20 protein-coding genes and 1 tRNA gene are annotated in these 19,341 nt (G+C 31.0%); 8 read left to right on the top strand and 13 right to left on the bottom strand.

Translation table 11 applies throughout. The features are described from left to right. The first annotated feature begins 1 nt into the window (after position 1). On the top strand, positions 2–787 hold the full coding sequence (locus QI155_RS08015) for a helical backbone metal receptor (protein ID WP_281321403.1): 786 nt from the start codon (positions 2–4) through the stop codon (positions 785–787). On the opposite strand, the gene uvrB is transcribed toward QI155_RS08015, so the two are convergent. Genes uvrB through QI155_RS08000 form a run of 3 tightly spaced genes read right to left on the bottom strand, consistent with a single transcriptional unit; the run spans position 777 to position 4,100 of the window. After that, positions 777–2,792, bottom strand: a complete 2,016-nt coding sequence (uvrB, locus tag QI155_RS08010; protein ID WP_068861193.1) for an excinuclease ABC subunit UvrB — start codon at positions 2,790–2,792, stop codon at positions 777–779. The genes QI155_RS08015 and uvrB overlap by 11 nt on opposite strands. 3 nt (positions 2,793–2,795) lie before the next feature. Next, positions 2,796–3,767 (bottom strand): porphobilinogen synthase, encoded by a 972-nt coding sequence (hemB, locus tag QI155_RS08005; RefSeq protein WP_281321402.1) that lies wholly within the window; start codon positions 3,765–3,767, stop codon positions 2,796–2,798. Positions 3,768–3,770: 3 nt separating this feature from the next. After that, positions 3,771–4,100, bottom strand: a complete 330-nt coding sequence (locus tag QI155_RS08000; RefSeq protein WP_068861191.1) for an iron-sulfur cluster assembly accessory protein — start codon at positions 4,098–4,100, stop codon at positions 3,771–3,773. Between the two features lie 89 nt (positions 4,101–4,189). On the opposite strand from QI155_RS08000, the gene fdhD reads away from it, so the two are divergent. Then, positions 4,190–4,951 carry a formate dehydrogenase accessory sulfurtransferase FdhD gene (gene fdhD / locus QI155_RS07995; protein WP_281321401.1) on the top strand — a complete coding sequence of 254 codons (762 nt, stop codon included), beginning with the start codon at positions 4,190–4,192 and terminating at the stop codon, positions 4,949–4,951. Further along, complete coding sequence (locus QI155_RS07990) at positions 4,948–5,604, top strand: pentapeptide repeat-containing protein (RefSeq protein WP_068861632.1); 657 nt, start codon at positions 4,948–4,950, stop codon at positions 5,602–5,604. Before fdhD ends, QI155_RS07990 begins: the two co-directional genes overlap by 4 nt. 11 nt (positions 5,605–5,615) lie before the next feature. Here the strand turns inward: QI155_RS07990 and QI155_RS07985 are convergent, their stop codons facing one another. From QI155_RS07985 to QI155_RS07950, 8 genes are all read right to left on the bottom strand, one after another. Beyond that, entirely contained in the window at positions 5,616–7,751 is a 2,136-nt protein-coding gene (locus tag QI155_RS07985) for a glycoside hydrolase family 57 protein (RefSeq protein ID WP_281321400.1), read from the bottom strand. After that, positions 7,748–8,077 (bottom strand): septum formation initiator family protein, encoded by a 330-nt coding sequence (locus QI155_RS07980; RefSeq protein ID WP_068861634.1) that lies wholly within the window; start codon positions 8,075–8,077, stop codon positions 7,748–7,750. Before QI155_RS07980 ends, QI155_RS07985 begins: the two co-directional genes overlap by 4 nt. Then, positions 8,078–9,358 carry a phosphopyruvate hydratase gene (gene eno / locus QI155_RS07975; protein WP_068861635.1) on the bottom strand — a complete coding sequence of 427 codons (1,281 nt, stop codon included), beginning with the start codon at positions 9,356–9,358 and terminating at the stop codon, positions 8,078–8,080. Between the two features lie 26 nt (positions 9,359–9,384). Further along, positions 9,385–10,584 carry a DUF401 family protein gene (locus tag QI155_RS07970; RefSeq protein ID WP_281321399.1) on the bottom strand — a complete coding sequence of 400 codons (1,200 nt, stop codon included), beginning with the start codon at positions 10,582–10,584 and terminating at the stop codon, positions 9,385–9,387. Beyond that, positions 10,581–11,951 (bottom strand): dihydrolipoyl dehydrogenase, encoded by a 1,371-nt coding sequence (lpdA, locus tag QI155_RS07965; RefSeq protein WP_068861638.1) that lies wholly within the window; start codon positions 11,949–11,951, stop codon positions 10,581–10,583. Before lpdA ends, QI155_RS07970 begins: the two co-directional genes overlap by 4 nt. After that, positions 11,948–12,340, bottom strand: coding sequence for a glycine cleavage system protein GcvH (gene gcvH / locus QI155_RS07960; protein ID WP_068861639.1), 393 nt, complete (start codon positions 12,338–12,340; stop codon positions 11,948–11,950). The genes lpdA and gcvH overlap by 4 nt, the downstream gene beginning before the upstream one ends. A 74-nt stretch (positions 12,341–12,414) precedes the next feature. Continuing rightward, positions 12,415–12,672 carry a hypothetical protein gene (locus tag QI155_RS07955; protein ID WP_068861640.1) on the bottom strand — a complete coding sequence of 86 codons (258 nt, stop codon included), beginning with the start codon at positions 12,670–12,672 and terminating at the stop codon, positions 12,415–12,417. Positions 12,673–12,736: 64 nt separating this feature from the next. Further along, positions 12,737–13,927 (bottom strand): HD domain-containing phosphohydrolase, encoded by a 1,191-nt coding sequence (locus QI155_RS07950; RefSeq protein WP_281321398.1) that lies wholly within the window; start codon positions 13,925–13,927, stop codon positions 12,737–12,739. A 357-nt stretch (positions 13,928–14,284) separates the two neighbouring features. Here QI155_RS07950 and QI155_RS07945 point away from each other — a divergent pair, with 357 nt between their 5' ends. The 5 genes from QI155_RS07945 (at position 14,285) to QI155_RS07925 (ending at position 18,070) form a co-directional block, all read left to right on the top strand. Further along, the gene (locus QI155_RS07945) at positions 14,285–14,500 is read left to right on the top strand and encodes a hypothetical protein (protein ID WP_068861279.1); all 216 of its coding nucleotides are present in this window, start codon (positions 14,285–14,287) and stop codon (positions 14,498–14,500) included. 143 nt (positions 14,501–14,643) lie between these two features. Continuing rightward, entirely contained in the window at positions 14,644–15,042 is a 399-nt protein-coding gene (locus QI155_RS07940; RefSeq protein ID WP_281321397.1) for a hypothetical protein, read from the top strand. Continuing rightward, on the top strand, positions 14,993–16,456 hold the full coding sequence (locus tag QI155_RS07935) for a glycoside hydrolase family 3 N-terminal domain-containing protein (protein ID WP_281321396.1): 1,464 nt from the start codon (positions 14,993–14,995) through the stop codon (positions 16,454–16,456). Before QI155_RS07940 ends, QI155_RS07935 begins: the two co-directional genes overlap by 50 nt. Further along, the gene (locus tag QI155_RS07930; protein ID WP_281321395.1) at positions 16,449–17,660 is read left to right on the top strand and encodes an MFS transporter; all 1,212 of its coding nucleotides are present in this window, start codon (positions 16,449–16,451) and stop codon (positions 17,658–17,660) included. Before QI155_RS07935 ends, QI155_RS07930 begins: the two co-directional genes overlap by 8 nt. Positions 17,661–17,716: 56 nt before the next feature. Beyond that, a complete protein-coding gene (locus QI155_RS07925) occupies positions 17,717–18,070 on the top strand; it encodes a DUF2784 domain-containing protein (protein WP_281321394.1) in 354 nt (117 codons plus the stop codon). Positions 18,071–18,075: 5 nt separating this feature from the next. On the opposite strand, the gene QI155_RS07920 is transcribed toward QI155_RS07925, so the two are convergent. Together QI155_RS07920 and QI155_RS07915 are read right to left on the bottom strand one after the other, a co-directional pair. Beyond that, complete coding sequence (locus QI155_RS07920) at positions 18,076–18,990, bottom strand: M28 family peptidase (protein WP_281321393.1); 915 nt, start codon at positions 18,988–18,990, stop codon at positions 18,076–18,078. Between the two features lie 45 nt (positions 18,991–19,035). Further along, positions 19,036–19,137, bottom strand: a tRNA-OTHER gene (locus tag QI155_RS07915). Between the last annotated feature and the right edge of the window lie 204 nt (positions 19,138–19,341).

Genomic DNA, 19,341 nt, shown 5'->3' with positions numbered 1-19,341 from the left:
AATGTTTGTTTTACAACTTATCTTTCTGTTTATTTTTTTTACAAACTCTGTCTTGGCTGAAGAGCCTCAGCGAATAGTTTCTTTAGCGCCTAATGTGACAGAAACTTTGTATTATCTTGAAGCTAATGATAAACTTATTGGTGTTACAAACTATTGTAACTGGCCTGAGGAAGTTAAAAATAAACCTAAAATAGGAGGGATGATAAATCCCTCCTTTGAAAAAATTTTATCTTTAAAACCTGACCTTGTAATAATTTCAAGAGATGGTACCCCAAAAGAAGTTTATAAAAGACTTATAGATTTAGGACTTAATGTTTATGTTTTTGCACCGAAAAATCTAAAAGAACTCCCACAGGAAATAATCAAACTTGGCAATATAATCGGCAGGACAAAAAAAGCTAAAGAGGTTGCTCAGAATTTTCAAAGAGAAATCAATAAAATAAAAAAGGTTTTTCATGGAGAAAAAGCTCTTTTTATTATATGGCATGAACCAATTATAGTTGCGGGAGAGTCATCCCATATTGATGAAATCATGAAAATTTTAGGATTAAATAATATTGCAAAATTTTCTTCGATGAATGTTGAAGAAATAATTAAAAAGAATCCTGAGGTAATATTTTTAGGTACAGGACATGAAGTAACTGTAAAACATTTACTTTTTCAACTTAAAGATACAACTGCTTTAAAAAAGGGAAATATTTTTTATGTTAGTGATAAGGTATATCGTTTAAGTCCTCGAATCATAGAAGGAATAAAGGAAATGGTAGATATAAAAATTAAGAAGTAAGCTTTGCTCCTAATTTTATCATCTTTTCTTTTATTTTAAATATTTTATCCCTTATTGTAGCTGCTTTTTCAAATTCAAGATTTTCTGCTGCATGTCTCATCTCAGATTCAAGTTTTTTAATAGTTTCTTCATTTAGCTCATATTCTTGAACTTCTTCTTCTACAACATCAACAGTAAAGTAATCTCTTTCATAAATTGACGAAAGTATATCTTTAATCTTACTTTTTACTGTTTCAGGGACAATTCCCATTTTTTTGTTGTATTCAAGCTGAATTTTTCTACGTCTTTCAGTCTCTTCAATTGCTTTTTTCATTGACTCTGTAACGGTATCTGCATAAAGAATTACAGTGCCATTTACATTTCTTGATGCTCTTCCTGCTGTCTGTATAAGAGACCTTTCTGAGCGAAGAAATCCTTCTTTGTCTGCATCAAATATTGCAACAAGGGAGACTTCAGGAAGGTCAAGCCCTTCTCTTAAGAGATTTACGCCTATCAAGACATCAAACTTTCCGAGTCTGAGATCTCTTAAAATTTCAATTCTTTCAAGGGTGTCAATATCTGAATGTAAATATTTTGCTTTAATTCCTAAGCTTGTATAATAATCAGTTAAATCCTCTGCCATTTTTTTTGTAAGGGTTGTTACAAGAACTCTTTCTCCCTTTTCAACTCTTTTCTGGATTTCATCAAGAAGGTCTTCAACTTGATTTTTTGCTGGATGCACTTCCATTTTTGGGTCAACAAGACCTGTTGGCCTTATAATTTGCTCAATTATTCTTCCATTTGATTTTTCAATTTCATAATCCCCTGGCGTTGCAGAAACATAAATTACATAATTCATTCTATGTTCAAACTCTTCAAATTTCAATGGTCGGTTATCAAGTGCCGATGGAAGTCTAAATCCATAATCAACAAGAGTTTGTTTTCTTGAACGGTCACCCTCATACATTCCGCCAATCTGAGGCACCGTTACATGACTTTCATCAATAACTGTTAAAAAATCTCCCTTTGATGGTCCTGCATATATGTAATCAATCAAAGTGAATGGAGGCTCACCAGGAAGTCTTCCACTAAGATGTCTTGAGTAGTTTTCTATTCCATGACAGTGTCCAAACTGGCTTAAAAGTTCCATATCAAAACGGGTTCTTTTTTCGATTCGCTCTGCAAATTGATCTTCTCCTCGCTCTTTGAAATATCTTATTCTTTCCTCCAATTCTTCCTCAATTGTTTTTAATGCTTCTATGAGTCTCGGCTCTGGAGTTACCCAATGACTACCTGGTGGAATAAAAATTCTATGAATTCTTCTAATCCTTGTTCCTGAAAGGGGGTCTATTTCATAGATTGCATCAATTTCATTATCAAAAAATTCTACCCTGTATGCTTTATCTAAACAATGGGATGCGTAAATATCCACCACATCTCCACGAACACGAAAGGTTCCTCTTCTGAACTCATCTTCTGCTCTTGTATAAAGAATTTCAACGAGTTTTCTCAGTAAAGCCTCCCTTTCAGTAATCATTCCTTCTTCAAGATTAATATGCATTGCCATGTAGTCATCAGGAGAGCCAATTCCATAGATGCAGGATACAGAGGCTACAACAATAACATCTCTTCTGGTAAGAACACTTAAAGTAGCAGAGTGTCTCATTCTGTCAATGTCATCGTTTATTAAAGCATCCTTTTCAATGTAAGTGTCTGACTCAGGTATATATGCCTCAGGTTGATAATAATCGTAATAGCTTACATAGTATTCAACAGCATTATATGGGAAAAGTTCCTTTAATTCACCGTAAAGTTGTGCTGCAAGGGTTTTATTATGGGCAATAACCAATGTGGGTTTGTTAATTTTTGCAATTACATTTGCAATTGTAAAAGTTTTTCCAGAACCTGTAACACCAAGTAAAACTTGATGCTTGTATCCCCTTCTTATGCCTAAGGCAAGCTCTTTTATTGCCTTTGGCTGGTCTCCCTTTGGTTTAAAGGATGTGGATAATATAAATTTATCCATTAATTATTTTTGAAGAAGTTTTGCAGCTTTCTTGGCAAAGTATGTAAGAATTATGTCTGCTCCTGCTCTTTTTATTGCTGTAAGTATTTCTATCATTACAGCTTCTTCATTAAGCCAGCCAAGCTGGGTTGCTGCCTTTACCATTGAATACTCTCCACTTACATTGTAAGCTGCAACAGGAACATGGAATTTTTGCTTTACATCTGAAATTATATCAAGATAGGCAAGTGCTGGCTTAACCATTACTATATCTGCACCTTCTTCAACATCAAGGGCTACTTCTTTAATAGCTTCTCTTCTATTTGCTGGATCCATCTGATAACTGCGTCTATCACCAAAGGCTGGTGCACTCTGTGCAGCTTCTCTAAAAGGTCCGTAAAAGGCAGAGGCATATTTTACTGCATAGGATAGTATTGCTACATCTGTAAATCCTTCATCATCAAGTACTTTCCGAATCCTTCCAACTCTTCCATCCATCATATCTGAAGGAGCAACAATATCTGCACCTGCACGGGCGTGTGATAGTGCTTCAAGAGCCAACACTTCAAGTGTAGAGTCATTGTCAACTTTACCATTTTTTATAATTCCACAATGTCCGTGCGATGTATATTCGCAAAGGCAAACATCAGTTATAACTATTAAATCTGGTAAAGCATCTTTTATTGCTTTTACTGCTTGCTGAATCACACCTTTTTCATCATAGGCAGAGGTTGCTTTTTCATCTTTATGTTCCGGAATTCCAAAAAGAATAATTGCAGGAATACCAAGAGAGAATACTTCTCGGGCTGTTTTTACTGCTTCATCAACACTTTCCTGAAAACATTCAGGCATTGAGGAAATGGGGTTTTTAATGCCCTTCCCAGAAACAACAAACATTGGATAAATAAAATCCTGAGGAGTGAGAGTTGTCTCTCTCACCATTTTCCTCAGGATATCTGTTTTCCTTAGTCTTCTTGGGCGATGGATTGGAAACATCGCTTATACGCCGCAGCTACCTCCGCTACTTCCGCAACCCGGTCCACAGGAAGGCATTGGACCTTTAAGAATAAATCCTTCCTGTTCTTCATCCTCGTAGTAATCAAGTTCAATTTCACTTAATAGATCAAAGGTCTGTTTATCCATAAAGACCCTTAATCCGTCTTTTTCTACTACTTCATCTCCTTCTTGAGGATTTTCATCAATATCAAGACCAAATGATGGACTACAATATCCTTCTGCTGAGAATATTCTCAAACCCCAACCTTCTTTACCCTCGTTTTTGAGGATCAATTTTGCCTTTTCGGCTGCCTTTGAACTGATACTAAACACATCTACCTCCTAAAAATTTTTTCTAACTTCAGAATAGCAGTTTTTGACTATAATTTGCAAGAAAAAAATTATAAAGTTTAAAATAACATATGAATCCATTAGAAATTAAAAAAATCATCATTTTTAAATCAGATTCAAAACAACAAATTGATGATTTTTTAGCTATTGAGAAAAAAATAAAAATTTTTATCAATGATCAAGAAATAGTTTCTCTATCCGCTTCTCCAATATACATAAAAGAATTAATAACTGGTTTTTTACAAACCGAAGAAATATTAAAAGGAGATTGGTGTCCTGAAAAAATATCTATATATGACAATGGAAAAGAAATAGAAGTTAAAGTTTTGCTTGAAGGATTTGTATCCCTTGAGAATAGAACAATTACATCTGGTTGCATGGCGTCTGTTAGTTTTATAACAGATTTAAAAAACAAAATAGAAGATGATTTAAAAATAAATCCGGAAAAATTATTTACACTCTTCAAAGATTTTCAGACCAATTCATTACTATTTAAAAAGACTGGATGTATTCATGCTGCGGGGTTAGCAGATGAAAATAATATTTTATTTATTGCTGAGGATGTTGGAAGGCATAATGCAGTCGATAAAGTTATAGGATGGGCTTTGTTGAACAAGATATCCTTTAAAAGAAAAATTATGCTTGTAAGTGGTAGAATATCTTCAGAAATGGTTTTAAAAACTGCTAAATGGAAAATACCTATGATTGTAAGTAGAACTGCTCCAACATCTCTTGCAGTTGAATTGGCTGATAAAGTAAATTTGACTATAATAGGATTTTTGAGAGGAAATAGATTTAATATATATACAAGTCCAGAAAGGATAAAAATGTGAAAATAAGTAAAAGTGAAATTTTATTTTTAATTCAAAACACAGCAGATTTATCTGGCAAAGATTTAACAGGCATTAAACTTTCAGAAATAGACCTCATAGGAGTTAATTTTAGCAAATGTATTTTAAAAAATGCAGATTTAAGCAAATCAAACTTATCTCTCTGTAATTTTGAAGAAGCTGACTTAACAAATTGTAAAATTGACAGTTCTAATGTATCAGGTGCATCCTTTAAAAATGCCATTCTTAATGAGGCAGACTTTAATTTTTCATTTCTACCAGGAGCAAACTTTTTTAATGCCCAGATGAATAAAGTCAATTTTTTGAATGCAAAAATAACTCTTTGTAATTTTGAAAATGCAAATCTTCAGGAAGCAATTCTTCAAATGGCAGAGGCTTTTCTTGCTAATTTTAAGAATGCAAATTTAAAATCAGCCAATCTAAAACAGGGATCTTTTACAGGAGCAGATTTTTCCAATGCCCAGATGAATAATGTAGAATTTTTTATGTCTGATCTTTCAGGTGCTAAATTTATCGGAACAAATCTTGAAAAAGCTGAATTTATAAGATGTTTTCTGATAGCAACAAACTTTTCAAAGGCTAATCTAAAAGATACACTCTTTGAAAATAACAACGAATCAAGAGTACAAAGATAAGGTAAAAATTTTTAAAGCCACATTAATTTGTCAAATTCAGGATTTGGGACATGTATTTTAATAAATCCCACAGAAGGAGCTCTTTCAATCGTATGATTATTCATAAGAATTTCAACAAATAAATATATATTTTCTTCCTCTTTTATTCCGATTGTTTCTAAAGGAATTTCTATTTCGAATATAGAATCTAATGCAACATTTTCAATTTCATAATTTTTTATCCATTCTTCATTTTCTTGTTTTATAATTTGAGCAAACTCTTCAGGATATCTCCATAATATTTTCATTCTTACTGGCTCGATGATTTGAATTTGAATGCTGAAATCCTTAAAATCTTCTATTGGACATGAAGGATCGAGTCTGATATAAAGAAACTTTTTGTTAAATCCATAATAAAGCTCTGAAAGTAATCCTTCTGATTTATGCATACTTCCACCAAACCTCTTAAGTACATACTTTCCAGCCTCAAGCCATTCAAAATATCCTGTAACTTTTCCATCAATTTTAGGATAAATAAAGCCTTTAGGCTCAATATCAGGTTTTATCTCTCTCATTTTCTTACTTATTGGAGCATACAAGTATGAGGGAGGTTCTTTCCCTATTTCACGATAAACATTGATTAAGTGGTGTCTGTATATTTCATCGAAAACATCCTTAGTTTCTGTATAATGTTCATCTCCGTACCACCAGTTCCAGTCACTTCCTTCAGCAATATATATTTCCTCCCAGGCATTTGATAAATCTTTAGAAGGATTCTCATTTTGATATTTAATTAGATCCTGTCTTGTCTGATATAAATAATCCCAAGATAAATTATCCTCCTCATGTCCAATCCAGATAGAAAAATTTGCATTAATCCATGAACCAGGAAAAACTCTTCTTAAGCTTTTTACTGGAGGATTTTCGGATAAATATTCAGAAAAAGTTACTGTTCTTATCTCTTTATCTTCTGATAGAGATTTATATAAAGTTCTTAAAAAATCTAAACCATCTTTTTCATAGTATTCCCAAGCATTTTCTCCGTCAAGAATAACTGGAATGATGATGTTGTCTTTATAACTTATTTTTTTTAACCTTCCTATAAAATCATTCACTGCATAGTTATGTTGCCATCCTGAATATACAAATCCAATAAGATCAGAAAGTATTTTATCTCTAAAGAAAATCTTTACTCCTTTGAATTCATATACACTGTAAAGTTTTTCTGGAGCTAAAACCCTATCTCCTTCCCTTAATTTTTCTCCTAAAGATTTAGATAAAATTTCTTCATCAGTAGCTATCCATGATATTTTTGAATCTCTTATTAATTCTATAACTTCCTCACTTACAGAGCCTTCGGAGGGCCACATTCCGTGTGGTTTGAATCCAAATGTTTTTTCAAAATATTCTATTGCTCTGTTAATTTGTTTTTTTGCATCTTCAGGTGCAATAAATCTATATTTTGGCAACACAACATTTGGCATAGGCTCCTTAGCCTTAAAATTATCATAAATTAATGGTAATATTGGATGGTAAAAGGGAGATACAGAAAGTTCAATTTGTTTAGACAAAGTCATTTTCTTATAAAGAGGTATAATTTTTTTTAAAATTTCAATTTGTTTATTTATTAATAAATTTTTTTCCTCTTCTGTATATTCTCTACCCTTCCTTTCTAATTCCTTTAAAAATTTGTCATTTTCTCTGTGTAATGGGTCTATCCAGACAAGATTAAATAAAACTTGAAGATCTCTAAATTCTTGAGTTGTGAATTTTTTAATTGTCTTTGACAAATCTCCATAACTTTTACCTCTCTTTTCAAGAAGCTCTCTATATCTGGGAAAGGGATATATCATAGTTTGCCAGTTAGCAAGGAAAAAATTTTCAAGAATAAAAATTTTTTGCTCATCTTTAAGTTCTTCTGCTGGAATTAATGTAATTTCCATAAATAAATCTGTTGCGCCATTTTCATATTCTCTTATTTGTTTAAGAAGAGATGGAACCACATTAAAGGTTACTTTAACATCTTGAAACTCCTCCAATATCAAAAGCATATCAAGATAATCTTTAGTAGCATGAAGCCTTACCCAAGGCAATATAAATTTATTTTTTAATGGATCAAAATAATAAGGTTGATGCATATGCCAAAGTATGGCTAAATTAATGCTCATTTCTCACTGTCTTGAAACTGGAAAATCATTTCTCCAGGTTTTATGAGTCCAAATTGTTCTTTGGCATATTTTTCTAAATATTTAGGATCTTTTTTTAAAAGATTTATTTCATGTTTTATTGAATCATTAGTTTTTTTAATTTGATTTATTTCAGTCAAAATTTTTTGTTCATTTTTTTTAAGTTCTCTATATTTTAAATAACCCATTTCACCAAAGAAAAAGTTGTATGCCAGTATCATAAACAATAAAAGAAAGAAGATAAGGTATAATCTTGACCTTATCTTCTTTTCTTTTTTAAGTTGTTCTTTTAGCACATACCTGCTCATTTAAAAACCAAGATTATAAAACGCTGAAATACCCTTAAATTGAGCTATATCTCCTAATTCCTCTTCTATCTGAAGAAGTCTATTGTATTTTGCTATTCTTTCCCCCCTTGAAAGAGAACCTGTTTTTATAAATCCTGTATTAAAAGCTACAGAAAGGTCTGCTATCATAGTATCTTCTGTTTCACCAGATCGGTGAGATATTACTGCTGTATATTTATTGTTTTTTGAAAGCTCAATTGCTTCAATGGTTTCAGATACTGTTCCAATTTGATTCAGTTTAATAAGTATAGAGTTAGCAATTCCTTTTTTTATCGCCTCTTTTATTATTTTTGGATTTGTAACTACAAGATCATCGGCTACAAGCTGAATTTTTTTACCAAGTCTATTTGTAATAATCTGCCAGCCCTCCCAATCTGTCTCGCTCATTCCATCTTCTATTGAAATAATAGGATATTTATCTACTAAAGCTTCATAGTAAGATACAATATCCTCTGAACTAAGTTTTTTACCATCAACATGGTAAAATCCTTCTTTATAAAATTCCGATGCTGCTGGGTCTAATGCTATATATATCTCTTTTCCAGGTTCATAGCCAGTTTGTTTTATAGCTTCTAAAATTAATTTTATTGCCTCTTCATTATTTTCAAGCATTGGTGCGAATCCACCTTCATCCCCAACAGCAGTGCTAAGTCCTCTTTTTTTAAGTATTCCTTTTAAAGTATGGAAGACCTCAACAGCAGATCTTAAAGCACTGGAAAATTTTGTAAAACCAATTGGAACAATCATAAACTCTTGAATGTCTAAATTATTGTCAGCATGAACTCCACCATTAATTATATTCATCATAGGAAGTGGTAGCACCTTAGCATGAGTTCCACCTAAATACCTATAGAGAGGAAGACCAAGTTCTTGGGCTGTAGCTTTACAAACTGCCATAGATACTGCCAAAATAGCATTTGCACCAAGTTTACTTTTATTTTCTGTCCCATCAAGTTCAATTAAAAATTCATCAATTCCTTCTTGGTCAAGGGATTCCATGCCAATTATATTAGGAGCTATTTCATTGGTAATATTTTCTACAGCTTTCAAAACTCCTTTTCCCATATATCTCTTTGAATCTCCATCTCTTAACTCAAGGGCTTCTCGTGTACCAGTTGAAGCACCAGATGGAACGGTTGCAATACCCCATGCTCCTGAATCAAGTAAAACTTCAACTTGCACTGTTGGATTGCCTCTTGAATCAAGAACCTCCCTTGCGATTATATCAATAATTTCTCCCATAAAATTGCTCCTCCTTTCAATTTAGATTAATTATAATATCTCAAAAAGATATATTCAATCAATGCAACAACAAATATTATTAAAGTTGCAGGCACAATTTTTTTATAAATTCCCAAAATGTCTGCTTTAAAATAATCCTTTGTTAGAATCAAACAAAGATGTAATGGAGACAGAAGAACTCCAGCATAACCAGATACAAAGGCAATTGATATTTCATATGGCAAAGTTTCTTTTAAGTGAAGTAAAATAGGAAAAGTGCTTCCAACAAATCCAACGCTTACTCCGGTAATTAAACCTATAAAAAAGGGAAGCGTGATAAAAATTATCAAATAGGGAATTTGAGCATAGGTTATTGCTTTTGCAATACCCTCAACAGCACCTGATACTTGAAGCATTTCCTTAAAAATCATAACTCCAAAAACCAAAACAACAACATCCCATGTAAAACCGTATTTTAATATGGAAAAAGTTTCCTTAAAGTTTTTTTTGAAATAAAAGCATAAAAATAAGATGTTTAAAAATAAAGTAATGGAAAGGTCAATTTTAAAGATTATTACAGGTAAAAGCACAAGTAAAATTGGAATAAAACTTAATAATGAATTGTAAATATCTCGACTGTTAATTGATTTTTTTTCATTTTTTAGATTTTCCATACTCAATAAAAAGCCTATTGTGAAAAAAATAACTGCAATAGGAAAATTCAAAAGAATCAAATCTCTTAGTGAAACTCCTGAAACTGCTGAAGCAAGCACTATACCAGGATAAAGTGGTAAAATAAGTTCCCAGGGATGTCTGTACCAGTAATTTATAAATGCTTTCTCCTCCTTTGAAATTGAAGTATTCTTTGTTGCTGAATCAACCATCGGAGCTGAAAGATAGGCTCCTCCAAGAGAAGGTAACATTCCAATTATTAATGGCATAGATATTATTGAAAACTTTTTATTATTAACAAGTGTTTGTGTGGCAGAAGTCATTTTCTGCATTAATCCTGTTTGCCTTAAAGAATATTCAAAGGATTTTATTAATGTAAGAGAAAAAAGTAAATTTAAAGTCGTGTGCGAAATTAAGCTATTAAAGAGAGCATGAAAAGTTTTATTAAAATTAAAGGGATATAAAATAATAAACAATGATGCACCAGCAAGTAAAGCATATCCGATATTTATTTTCTTGCGAAGTAAAAAGAGAATAAAAATAAAGATAAAAAAAATCTTTATTATATCTATCATCTATCTATCTTATGAATTGCTTCTCCATATATATCTCTTACAGCTTCACCAATACATTCAGAAAGTGTTGGATGGGAGTAAATTAAATCTTTAAATTCCTTGCCTTTTAATTTAAATTTTATGGCAATACAAAGTGCATGGATTAATTCAGAAGCTTTCGGACCAATTATATGGGCACCTATAATTCTGTCACTTTCTTCGTCTAATATAATTTTTGCAAATCCATCAATCTCTCCAATAGCATGAGCCTTACCAACAGATCTAAAAGCGAATACTCCTTTTTTAATTTTAAATCCTCTTTCAATGGCTTCGGTTTCTTTTAATCCCACAGAGGCGACTTCAGAAACAGTAAAAATTGTTGAAGGTATTACGCTATAATCCATTTTTTCATTGAATCCCATAGCATTCTTAGCAGAAATTTCACCTTCGGTATAAGCTACATGAGCAAGAAGCCATTTACCATTGACATCACCTGCTGCATAGATACCTTCAATGTTGGTTTGCATAGATTCATCTACAAGGATTTCATTTTTCTTGCCAAGTTTTATTTCAGTATCTTTTATGCATTCAGTATTGTATTTTCTACCTACAGATACAAGAATAATATCTGATATAACCTTTTTACCATTTGATATTGTTAACTCAATAGAATTTTCCAAAAGTTTTAAATCTTCAATCTTAACACCTGTGTAAAACTCTATTTTTCTCTTTTTAAGTAGTCTTTCAAGAGCCTTAGAAATATCCTCATCCTCCATAGGTAAAACTCTTGGCATAAGCTCTATAATGGTTACTTTACTTCCTAATAAATGGAAAATCCACGCAAACTCACAGCCTATTGCACCAGCACCAATAATTGTTATTGATTCTGGTATAGATTTCAGATTCCATAGATCATCACTTGAAAGAATCCTTTCTCCATCGAAATTAAGCATAGGAATCTGAGCAGGTCTTGAACCTGTGGCTATAATAATTCTGTCAGATTGTATTTTCTCATTATTTTGCTTGAGAAAAACTTTTTTAGGATTTATCAATTCTGCTTCGGAATGAATAATTTTTACTCCTCTTTCTTTTAAAAGAATGGTTAAACCCTTTTTTTGAGTCTCAACGACACTATTTTTTCTTTCCATTAAACTCGATAAATCAACTGATAAATCCTTAAAGGATTGTTGAGAAGAATACTTTTGTTGCTTAATTTTATCTAATTGTTCAAGAGAGGCTATAATAGTTTTTGTAGGAATGCAACCTCTGTTTAGGCATGTTCCACCAAGTTCATCTTTTTCAATTAATAGAACCTCCGCACCTAACCTTTTTGCAGTAATAGCAGAAACATAACCTGCAGGTCCTCCCCCAATTACTGTTAATTTCATTCCTTTTCTTCTTCAAGATAGCTTTCATATTCTTCATAATCCATCAAGTCATCGACTTCTTGTAGATTATCCATCTCTATAACAGCAATCCAACCTTTTCCGTAGGGATCTTCATTAATAATTTCTGGATGATCAATTAATTCTTCATTAACCTGGACAACTACACCACTTACAGGTGCAATAACTGGGGATGAAGTTTTTGTAGATTCAATCTCTGCCATTTCAGAATCAGCATCAACATGACTGTCAACTTCTGGTAATTCAATGTAAATAATATCACCTAAGGATTCTTGCGCATAATCCGTAATTCCTACTTTAACCTTTTTACTTTTTCCAGATAATTTAATCCAGGTATGTTCTTTGTGAAACTTATAATTCTCTAAATTCATTTCCCCTCCAATAAAGTTTTTTTATTTTGATTTTTTAATTAGATAAACAGAAATTTGTCAAGCAAAAAATAAAACTACTGTTTTTTTTCGAGTAATTCTTTGATTTTATCTCGAATATCAATAAGCAAATAAACAACATAAGAAAAGATAATTATAATACCTGTTCCAATTACAAAAACTAATAGAAAACTCAAAACAGCATGTAATATATTATTTGATTTCAAAAAATTGACATATCCTGCATTAAAGGCTAATACAGTACTACCTACTATTCCTAAAATTAAATATAACGAAAGAATTAGTTCTCCATATTTTAAAATAAGCTTTTTCATCACAAACCTCGAAATTTTTTCATAATAGCATTGATAAACATAAAATGGCAATATTAAAAAATAATTAAATTAATCGTCCAATCATTTTTATAAATATTTCAAGGAAATTTTTATCATAAGATCCTTTGTCTTGAACTAAAATTTGTAATGCATTAAAGGGTGTTAAACTATACCTTAATGGTTGTGGAGTTGTCAATACATCATATGCATCTACGATAGAAATAATCTTACCAAAAATTGATATTTGCTCTCCCTTTAGTTTAAAAGGATAACCTTTTCCATTTAATTTTTCATGATGTTGAGCTATACCTTCAATCACTTTCTTTGGTAAGTCTAATTCTTTAGCAATGTTTATAGATTCAATAACATGGTTTTTATATATATTAAATTCTAAATCAGACATTCTGCCAATCTTTGATAAAATTATAGGGGATATCTTTATTTTACCTATATCATGTAAAGCTCCTGCCATAGCAAGTAATCTCAATTCCTCATGAGTGATGTTTATTTTTAAACCTAACGAAATACTTAATGTCATAACATTTATCGAATGAATGTAACTGTAGTTATCATGTTTTTTCATTATGAAAAATTTTTCTAAAATGTCAGGGTTTAAAGTACTATAATTAATAATTTCTTCAATTTTGTCTGCTAAAATTAATAACTTATCTCTATTAGTTGGTTCATTGTATACCTGTCGTATTATTAACTTTGTAGTTTCTTTAATAATTGAAGGTTCATTGATTTTTTTCTTTGCTAAATTTAGCAGATAATCTTCATAAAGATGTAAATCTTCCTTAGCTATTAAAATATCACCATCGGGAATTTCATTTTTTATAGAAAATGATTCCTTTTCGTTGCACTGATAAATAAGTTTTAAATTTTTTCCATCATAAACATATAAATTTAAATTTAATGGTAACTCAGGATCAAGGCATTCTTTTTCAATCTTAAAATAAAATTCATTTTTAATCGTATATCTATCTAACAATCTGTCTATATATTCCTTTGGATTAACTTCAAATATTAAATCTTGAAAATATTTTTTATCTTTGGTTTTTATGTAAACTTTATCAATATTTTTCTCTTTTAGAGTTTCCTTTGTAATAAATGAAAAAATTTCTCCTTTCTTTAAAAATTGTTTTATTTCGCCTTCCTCAAAAATAAAAATATCGAATGGAATCTTTATTCCTGCTGGTAGGAGTTCTAATTCTACATCAATGTAATCTGTTATTTCTTTAATTCGTGTAGGCATAAAATTTTCGGAATACAGACATGCGATTTTATTTTATAATAAAAATTTATTTTTTTAATTAAAATGCCATAAAATATTGTAATTTAAACATTAAAAAAATAAAAGAAATATTTTTTGATTTTTAAATTAAAATTTGATAAAATAAAATAAATCTCAAACTACTATGAACTATTCTGCTTGTTGAACATCTGAAATTACATTATTCAAAGGTTGTTGATTTTAAGCTTCTTAAGAAATTGCCTTTTAAATTTTATAACAGAGGAAATCCGCCTGCTGGGTCATCCTCTGTTCTTTAAAAAGGCGGCAAAAAAATAACCCAGCCATGTCAGGCTTTAGCCTGAGAAAGGAGGTCTTTTAATGAATGAAAGACCGACTTTATCGGTTGATGTTCGGGTGCTAACCACATATTTCCCCGAGATTGTTCAGTGCCTCAATGCTCCCAATCTTGATAGAAAATGCACAGGCTGCGAATTTAAACAAGAATGCAAAGTTATATCAATTGTTGGATTTATGATGGAAAAAATATTATTTGATGTAGTTGTTAAAAATTCTAATAATGATTTGATTAACTAAGTATTATATGGAGAGCCTCTGAAAGAGGCTCTCCTCTCTTTTCAAACATTCTGAAACAAAGCCCTCCTTATTAAAGATAAATTGACATAAAGCAACTTTTTTGATATTATCTAAGATAATTAAAAAGAGATACACTATTAAAAATGAGGCTTAAACTAATTTTTAGTCATTCTGAAAAATCTTTTATTACCCTACCCTGCCATTACAATGAAATTATTCAGGGATTTATTTATCGGCATCTTGACAGCTGGCTTTCAGAAAAAGTCCATGAACAGGGATTTAAAGATCCAAAGACAGAACGAAAACTTAAATTTTTTACCTTTTCAAGGCTTATTCCAAAGGAAAAAGCATACGTCAGAGATGGTAAGATTAATCTCTACGGAAATGTAAAACTTATTGTATCATCGCCTATTCAAGATTTTATACAATCCTTTGCAATGAACTTAATGAAGGCTTGCTTAACTGTATTTCTTTTATTCATAATATTCTGTCATGAAGAATCTTCAAAGAAAAATTCTAAATCTTATATTTGCAAGGCTTGATGGTGATAAAATTAATGATAAAATATATGTTAAATACATTGAAAAATTAGTAAAAGATGGTATAGGAGGTTTTGTTCTTTTTGGTGGAAAATATGAAGAGATAAAAAACTTTATCTCCTATATTCAGAGTTTATCTTCAAGAAGACTAATTATATCTTCCGACATAGAAAGAGGAGTAGGACAACAAATAAAGGATGCAACAATTATTCCCTCACAAATGGGAATTACTGCAGGTTTTGATATTTCGCAAAATAAGATAGAGCTTGAAACCATTTATTTAAATGTTATAAAAGAAGCAATAGATGTTGGAATAAATCTTGCTCTTTTACCTGTTTTAGATGTTAACACAGAACCTGAAAATCCTATAATCTGTACAAGAGCTTTTTCAGACAACTCAGAAATTGTCTCTGAATATGGCTGTTTTGTCATTGAAAAATTTGAAAGCTGCGGATTAAAAACATGCGGTAAGCATTTTCCAGGACATGGTTGTACTGTCTCTGATTCTCATCTTGAACTTCCAATATTCAATGGAGAATTAGAGTCCCACTTAAAACCTTTCAAGGCAGCTATTAAGAAAAATGTCTCATCAATTATGATTGGCCATTTGTTGATCCCTGAGTTAGATGAAATGCCATCTACTTTGTCGGAAAAAATAATTAATAAATTGCTTCGACAGGACCTTTCCTTTAATGGAGTTGTTATGACCGATGCTATGAATATGAAAGCATTAGAAAATTATAAAAATCCCTGTACCTTAGCATTTAAAGCTGGTGCTGATATAATTTTACATCCCGAAGACCCTTATAAATCAGCAGAAGAAATAAAAAATGCCTATGAAAAAGGATTTATTTCTGATAAAAGAATACAATCCGCTTTAATAAAAGTTGAAACCATAAGACATAAAATAAATAATCAGAACTTGAATACCTTAAAAGATCCTTTGCCTCAATCTTTAAATTTAGTGGAAGTTTTTAAAAAAACTGTAACAGTTATAAAAAATGAAATAAACCATATAAACAAATATAGAGTGGTTTCTTATCTTACTGGAAATTATAATGAAGAGATTAAAAAAATTTTTATGAAATATTTTACCACTGTCGATGACTTGGAAAATTTAAATAAAAAAGATGAAAATTTACCACTTATAGCCATCTTTACGGACATCGGATTTGGCAAGACGCATACTCTTAATAATTCAGATATAGTTATAATTAAAAATTTCATAAAAAAAAATGATGCCATAGTAGTATCCTTTGGAAATCCCTATGTTTTAAAGTTCTTCAATAATGCAAAAACAATTGTTGCTTTATATGATTCTAACGAATTTTCTGTGAGAGCCTTTTTAGAAAATTTTAAAGAGGGATTAAAGGAATCTGGAAGACTTCCAGTAAGGATTCCATGGAGTGATGAATAAAAGAACAAAGGATTTAGCAGTTGTAACAATTCTCGGATTTGCATCAGGATTGCCCTTTCCTCTTATTAGTGGAACTCTTCAAGCATGGCTTACCTATGAAGGAATTGATATAAAAATTATCGGATTTTTAACAATTCTAACTTTTCCTTACAGTTTTAAATTCTTATGGTCTGCTTTTTTTGACAGATATAGTATCAATAATTTAGGCAGAAGGAGAGGGTGGATTCTTATATGTCAGTTATCAATTATAGTAGGTATTGCATTGATGATTATATTGACGCCTCAACATCTTATACCTTTTATTATTATTGCTATATTTGTTGCTTTTTTTTCCGCATCCCAGGATATTTCAATTGATGCTTACAGAACAGAGATAATTAAACCAAAGGACAGAGGGCTTGCTGCATCCTTTGCAGTTACCGCTTACAGATTAGCTTTAATAATTGCTGGTGGATTATGTCTTCTAATGGCAGATCATATTGGATGGAAGATAGCATTAATGATTGTAACTTCTCTATTATTCTTCGGTATTATCTCTACTTTATTAGCAAATGAACCTGATACAGTCAAAACGCCCAATTCATTGAAAGAATCCTTTATAGAGCCCTTTAGAGATTTGCTAAAAAGAGATAAAAGTATACTTATTTTATTATTTATAGTACTTTACAAACTCGGAGATGCCTACGCAAGCTCACTTAGCACTGCATTTTTTATAAGAGGTGTAGGATTTTCTTTAACAGAAGTAGGCACAGTTAATAAAATAGGTGGATTAATATCAGCAATTTTTGGTTCCTTGATTGGTGGTATCCTTTTAACCAGAATTAGTCTTTATAAGGCATTAATTCTCTTTGGTATCTTTCAAGCATTGTCTAATCTTATGTTTATGGCAATAGCCATAGTTGGTAAAAGCTTACCTCTTTTTATCTCAACAGTGGTTATAGAAAATGTTACAGGTGGTATGGGAACTACAGCATTCCTGGCTCTCCTGATGGGACTTTGCAATCGTGGTTTTGCAGCGACTCAGTATGCTTTGCTTTCTTCATTGGCATCTTTGGGCAGAGTTATTATAGGTCCTACCTCGGGTTTTGTAGTTGAGAACATTGGATGGACAGCTTTTTATTTTATTACTTTCCTCGTCTCTATTCCAGGATTGTTTTTTATAATACCCTTAAAAAATTATATAAATTCCTTATCTAAAAATTAACTTTATTTTAACTCAACTATACTCAAATATGTTTTATTTTTTATTATATTTTAAATATGATATACAAGATTTTGGCAGATTTGACTGTCATAATTCATTTTTTATGGATTCTTTTTTTAATTGCGGGAGCTTGGATTGGAAGAAAATATAGATTAATAAAATATTTTCATATTGGTGGATTGGGATTTGCTCTTATAATTCAGATTTTTGGATGGTATTGTCCATTAACGCACCTTGAAGTATGGCTTAGAGCAAAACATGATCCTTTACTTACCTACAAAGGCTCTTTCATTGTTAATTATATAGAAAAACTAATTTATATTGAATTACCTGAGTGGTTAATATTTCTGCTTACTCTGACTATAATAACAATAAATTTTTTGATTTATAAAAAATGCAGAATGAAATAAAAAAATCATTCCTGCCCATTCAATTGAAGATTTTGTTTTACAAAAATTGTAGCTATGAGAAGTTGAGTGACTTCTTTCATAAATCTATAGTTGAGCTTATCTGGAGTGTCTTCTTTTGTATGATAATAGGGATTTCTAAACATCGCAGTATCAGTTACCATAACTGCCTTAAAACCTCCATTCCAAAAGCTGGCATGATCACTGAATCTTGTTTCTATTGCAAGCCAACCATTTAATGGAGCTATATAAGTAATCACATTAATCGACGGAATATAATATTTTGCTTTATCAAAAACTTCTACAAGGGATTTAGATTTCTTATTTCCAACTACTCCTATAAAATTTCCAGTATCAGGTCCTTTTACAAAGGCTGGTAAATGCTGTGAACCAGGTTTGTCTGAATAGTATCCAACTGATTCAAGGACAATAGCTTCATATTTGTAACCAAGCCTTTTCATCTTTTTAACAAAATTTTCACTTCCAATAAGAAAATTAATAGAAAATGGTTGAGGTTCTTCAAGGGTAAAGGCAACAAATTTTATTTGATCGGAAATAGATGAATCTTTTAAAATTCTTGCTACTTCAAGCATAACCGAAACAGCACTTGCATTGTCATCGGCTCCTGGAGAGTCAATTGCAGAGTCATAATGAGCACCTATTAGAAGCCAATTTTTACTTGATTCAATACCCTTTTTCGTTGCAATAATATTTCTGTAAGTTCTTTTATGATATGAAAATTCGTCAATCTCGATTATATACCCATATTCATTAAAAATCTCTTCGATGAAGTTTGCAATTCTGCAAAGCTCATTATAGTTGTACCATCCATGTCTTGGAACTGAAAGGGCTTTTACAATATATTTGAGATTTTCTTCATTGACTTCCTTTATCAGGTTATCGAATGATAATGGGTTCAACACAATAAATGTATTATAAAAGTTCAATTGATATAATTAAAATTCTATTGGAGAGGTGCAGTGGGAATCGAACCCACTACGGCTCTTATCAATTATTTCACCGTAACCATGGTTTTGCAGACCATGTAAGGCACCAGCCCCATGCACCTCCATGTTATATTATAATAGATTTTTTCAATGTTTCAAATAGGAAATTTATATCAATAAATGAATTAATATAGAACTTTTCTATTCGATATTTTGAAAAAAGTTTCAAAATAAATTTTGGTGGTAAATAGACCGATAATTTTCCTACTCATTAATTTTTTGCTTTTAATTAAAAATTATTTAGTATCTCTGTTTAGAATTTTTTGA

The organism is Thermodesulfovibrio sp. 1176, assembly GCF_029946585.1.
Classification (GTDB): domain Bacteria; phylum Nitrospirota; class Thermodesulfovibrionia; order Thermodesulfovibrionales; family Thermodesulfovibrionaceae; genus Thermodesulfovibrio.
The sequence above is the reverse complement of the archived record's forward strand: the minus strand, read 5'-3'. Positions and strand labels throughout refer to the sequence as shown.

Coding starts and splice junctions, on each gene's coding strand:
- QI155_RS07945 (WP_068861279.1), top strand. CDS start 14,285: ATGAATGAAAGACCGACTTTATCGGTTGATGTTCGGGTGCTAACCACA.
- fdhD (WP_281321401.1), top strand. CDS start 4,190: ATGAATCCATTAGAAATTAAAAAAATCATCATTTTTAAATCAGATTCA.
- eno (WP_068861635.1), bottom strand. CDS start 9,358: ATGGGAGAAATTATTGATATAATCGCAAGGGAGGTTCTTGATTCAAGA.
- QI155_RS07950 (WP_281321398.1), bottom strand. CDS start 13,927: ATGCCTACACGAATTAAAGAAATAACAGATTACATTGATGTAGAATTA.
- lpdA (WP_068861638.1), bottom strand. CDS start 11,951: ATGAAATTAACAGTAATTGGGGGAGGACCTGCAGGTTATGTTTCTGCT.
- QI155_RS07940 (WP_281321397.1), top strand. CDS start 14,644: ATGAGGCTTAAACTAATTTTTAGTCATTCTGAAAAATCTTTTATTACC.
- QI155_RS07985 (WP_281321400.1), bottom strand. CDS start 7,751: ATGAGCATTAATTTAGCCATACTTTGGCATATGCATCAACCTTATTAT.
- gcvH (WP_068861639.1), bottom strand. CDS start 12,340: ATGAATTTAGAGAATTATAAGTTTCACAAAGAACATACCTGGATTAAA.
- QI155_RS07970 (WP_281321399.1), bottom strand. CDS start 10,584: ATGATAGATATAATAAAGATTTTTTTTATCTTTATTTTTATTCTCTTT.
- QI155_RS07930 (WP_281321395.1), top strand. CDS start 16,449: ATGAATAAAAGAACAAAGGATTTAGCAGTTGTAACAATTCTCGGATTT.
- hemB (WP_281321402.1), bottom strand. CDS start 3,767: ATGTTTCCAATCCATCGCCCAAGAAGACTAAGGAAAACAGATATCCTG.
- uvrB (WP_068861193.1), bottom strand. CDS start 2,792: ATGGATAAATTTATATTATCCACATCCTTTAAACCAAAGGGAGACCAG.
- QI155_RS07935 (WP_281321396.1), top strand. CDS start 14,993: ATGAAGAATCTTCAAAGAAAAATTCTAAATCTTATATTTGCAAGGCTT.
- QI155_RS08015 (WP_281321403.1), top strand. CDS start 2: ATGTTTGTTTTACAACTTATCTTTCTGTTTATTTTTTTTACAAACTCT.
- QI155_RS07925 (WP_281321394.1), top strand. CDS start 17,717: ATGATATACAAGATTTTGGCAGATTTGACTGTCATAATTCATTTTTTA.
- QI155_RS07955 (WP_068861640.1), bottom strand. CDS start 12,672: ATGAAAAAGCTTATTTTAAAATATGGAGAACTAATTCTTTCGTTATAT.
- QI155_RS07980 (WP_068861634.1), bottom strand. CDS start 8,077: ATGAGCAGGTATGTGCTAAAAGAACAACTTAAAAAAGAAAAGAAGATA.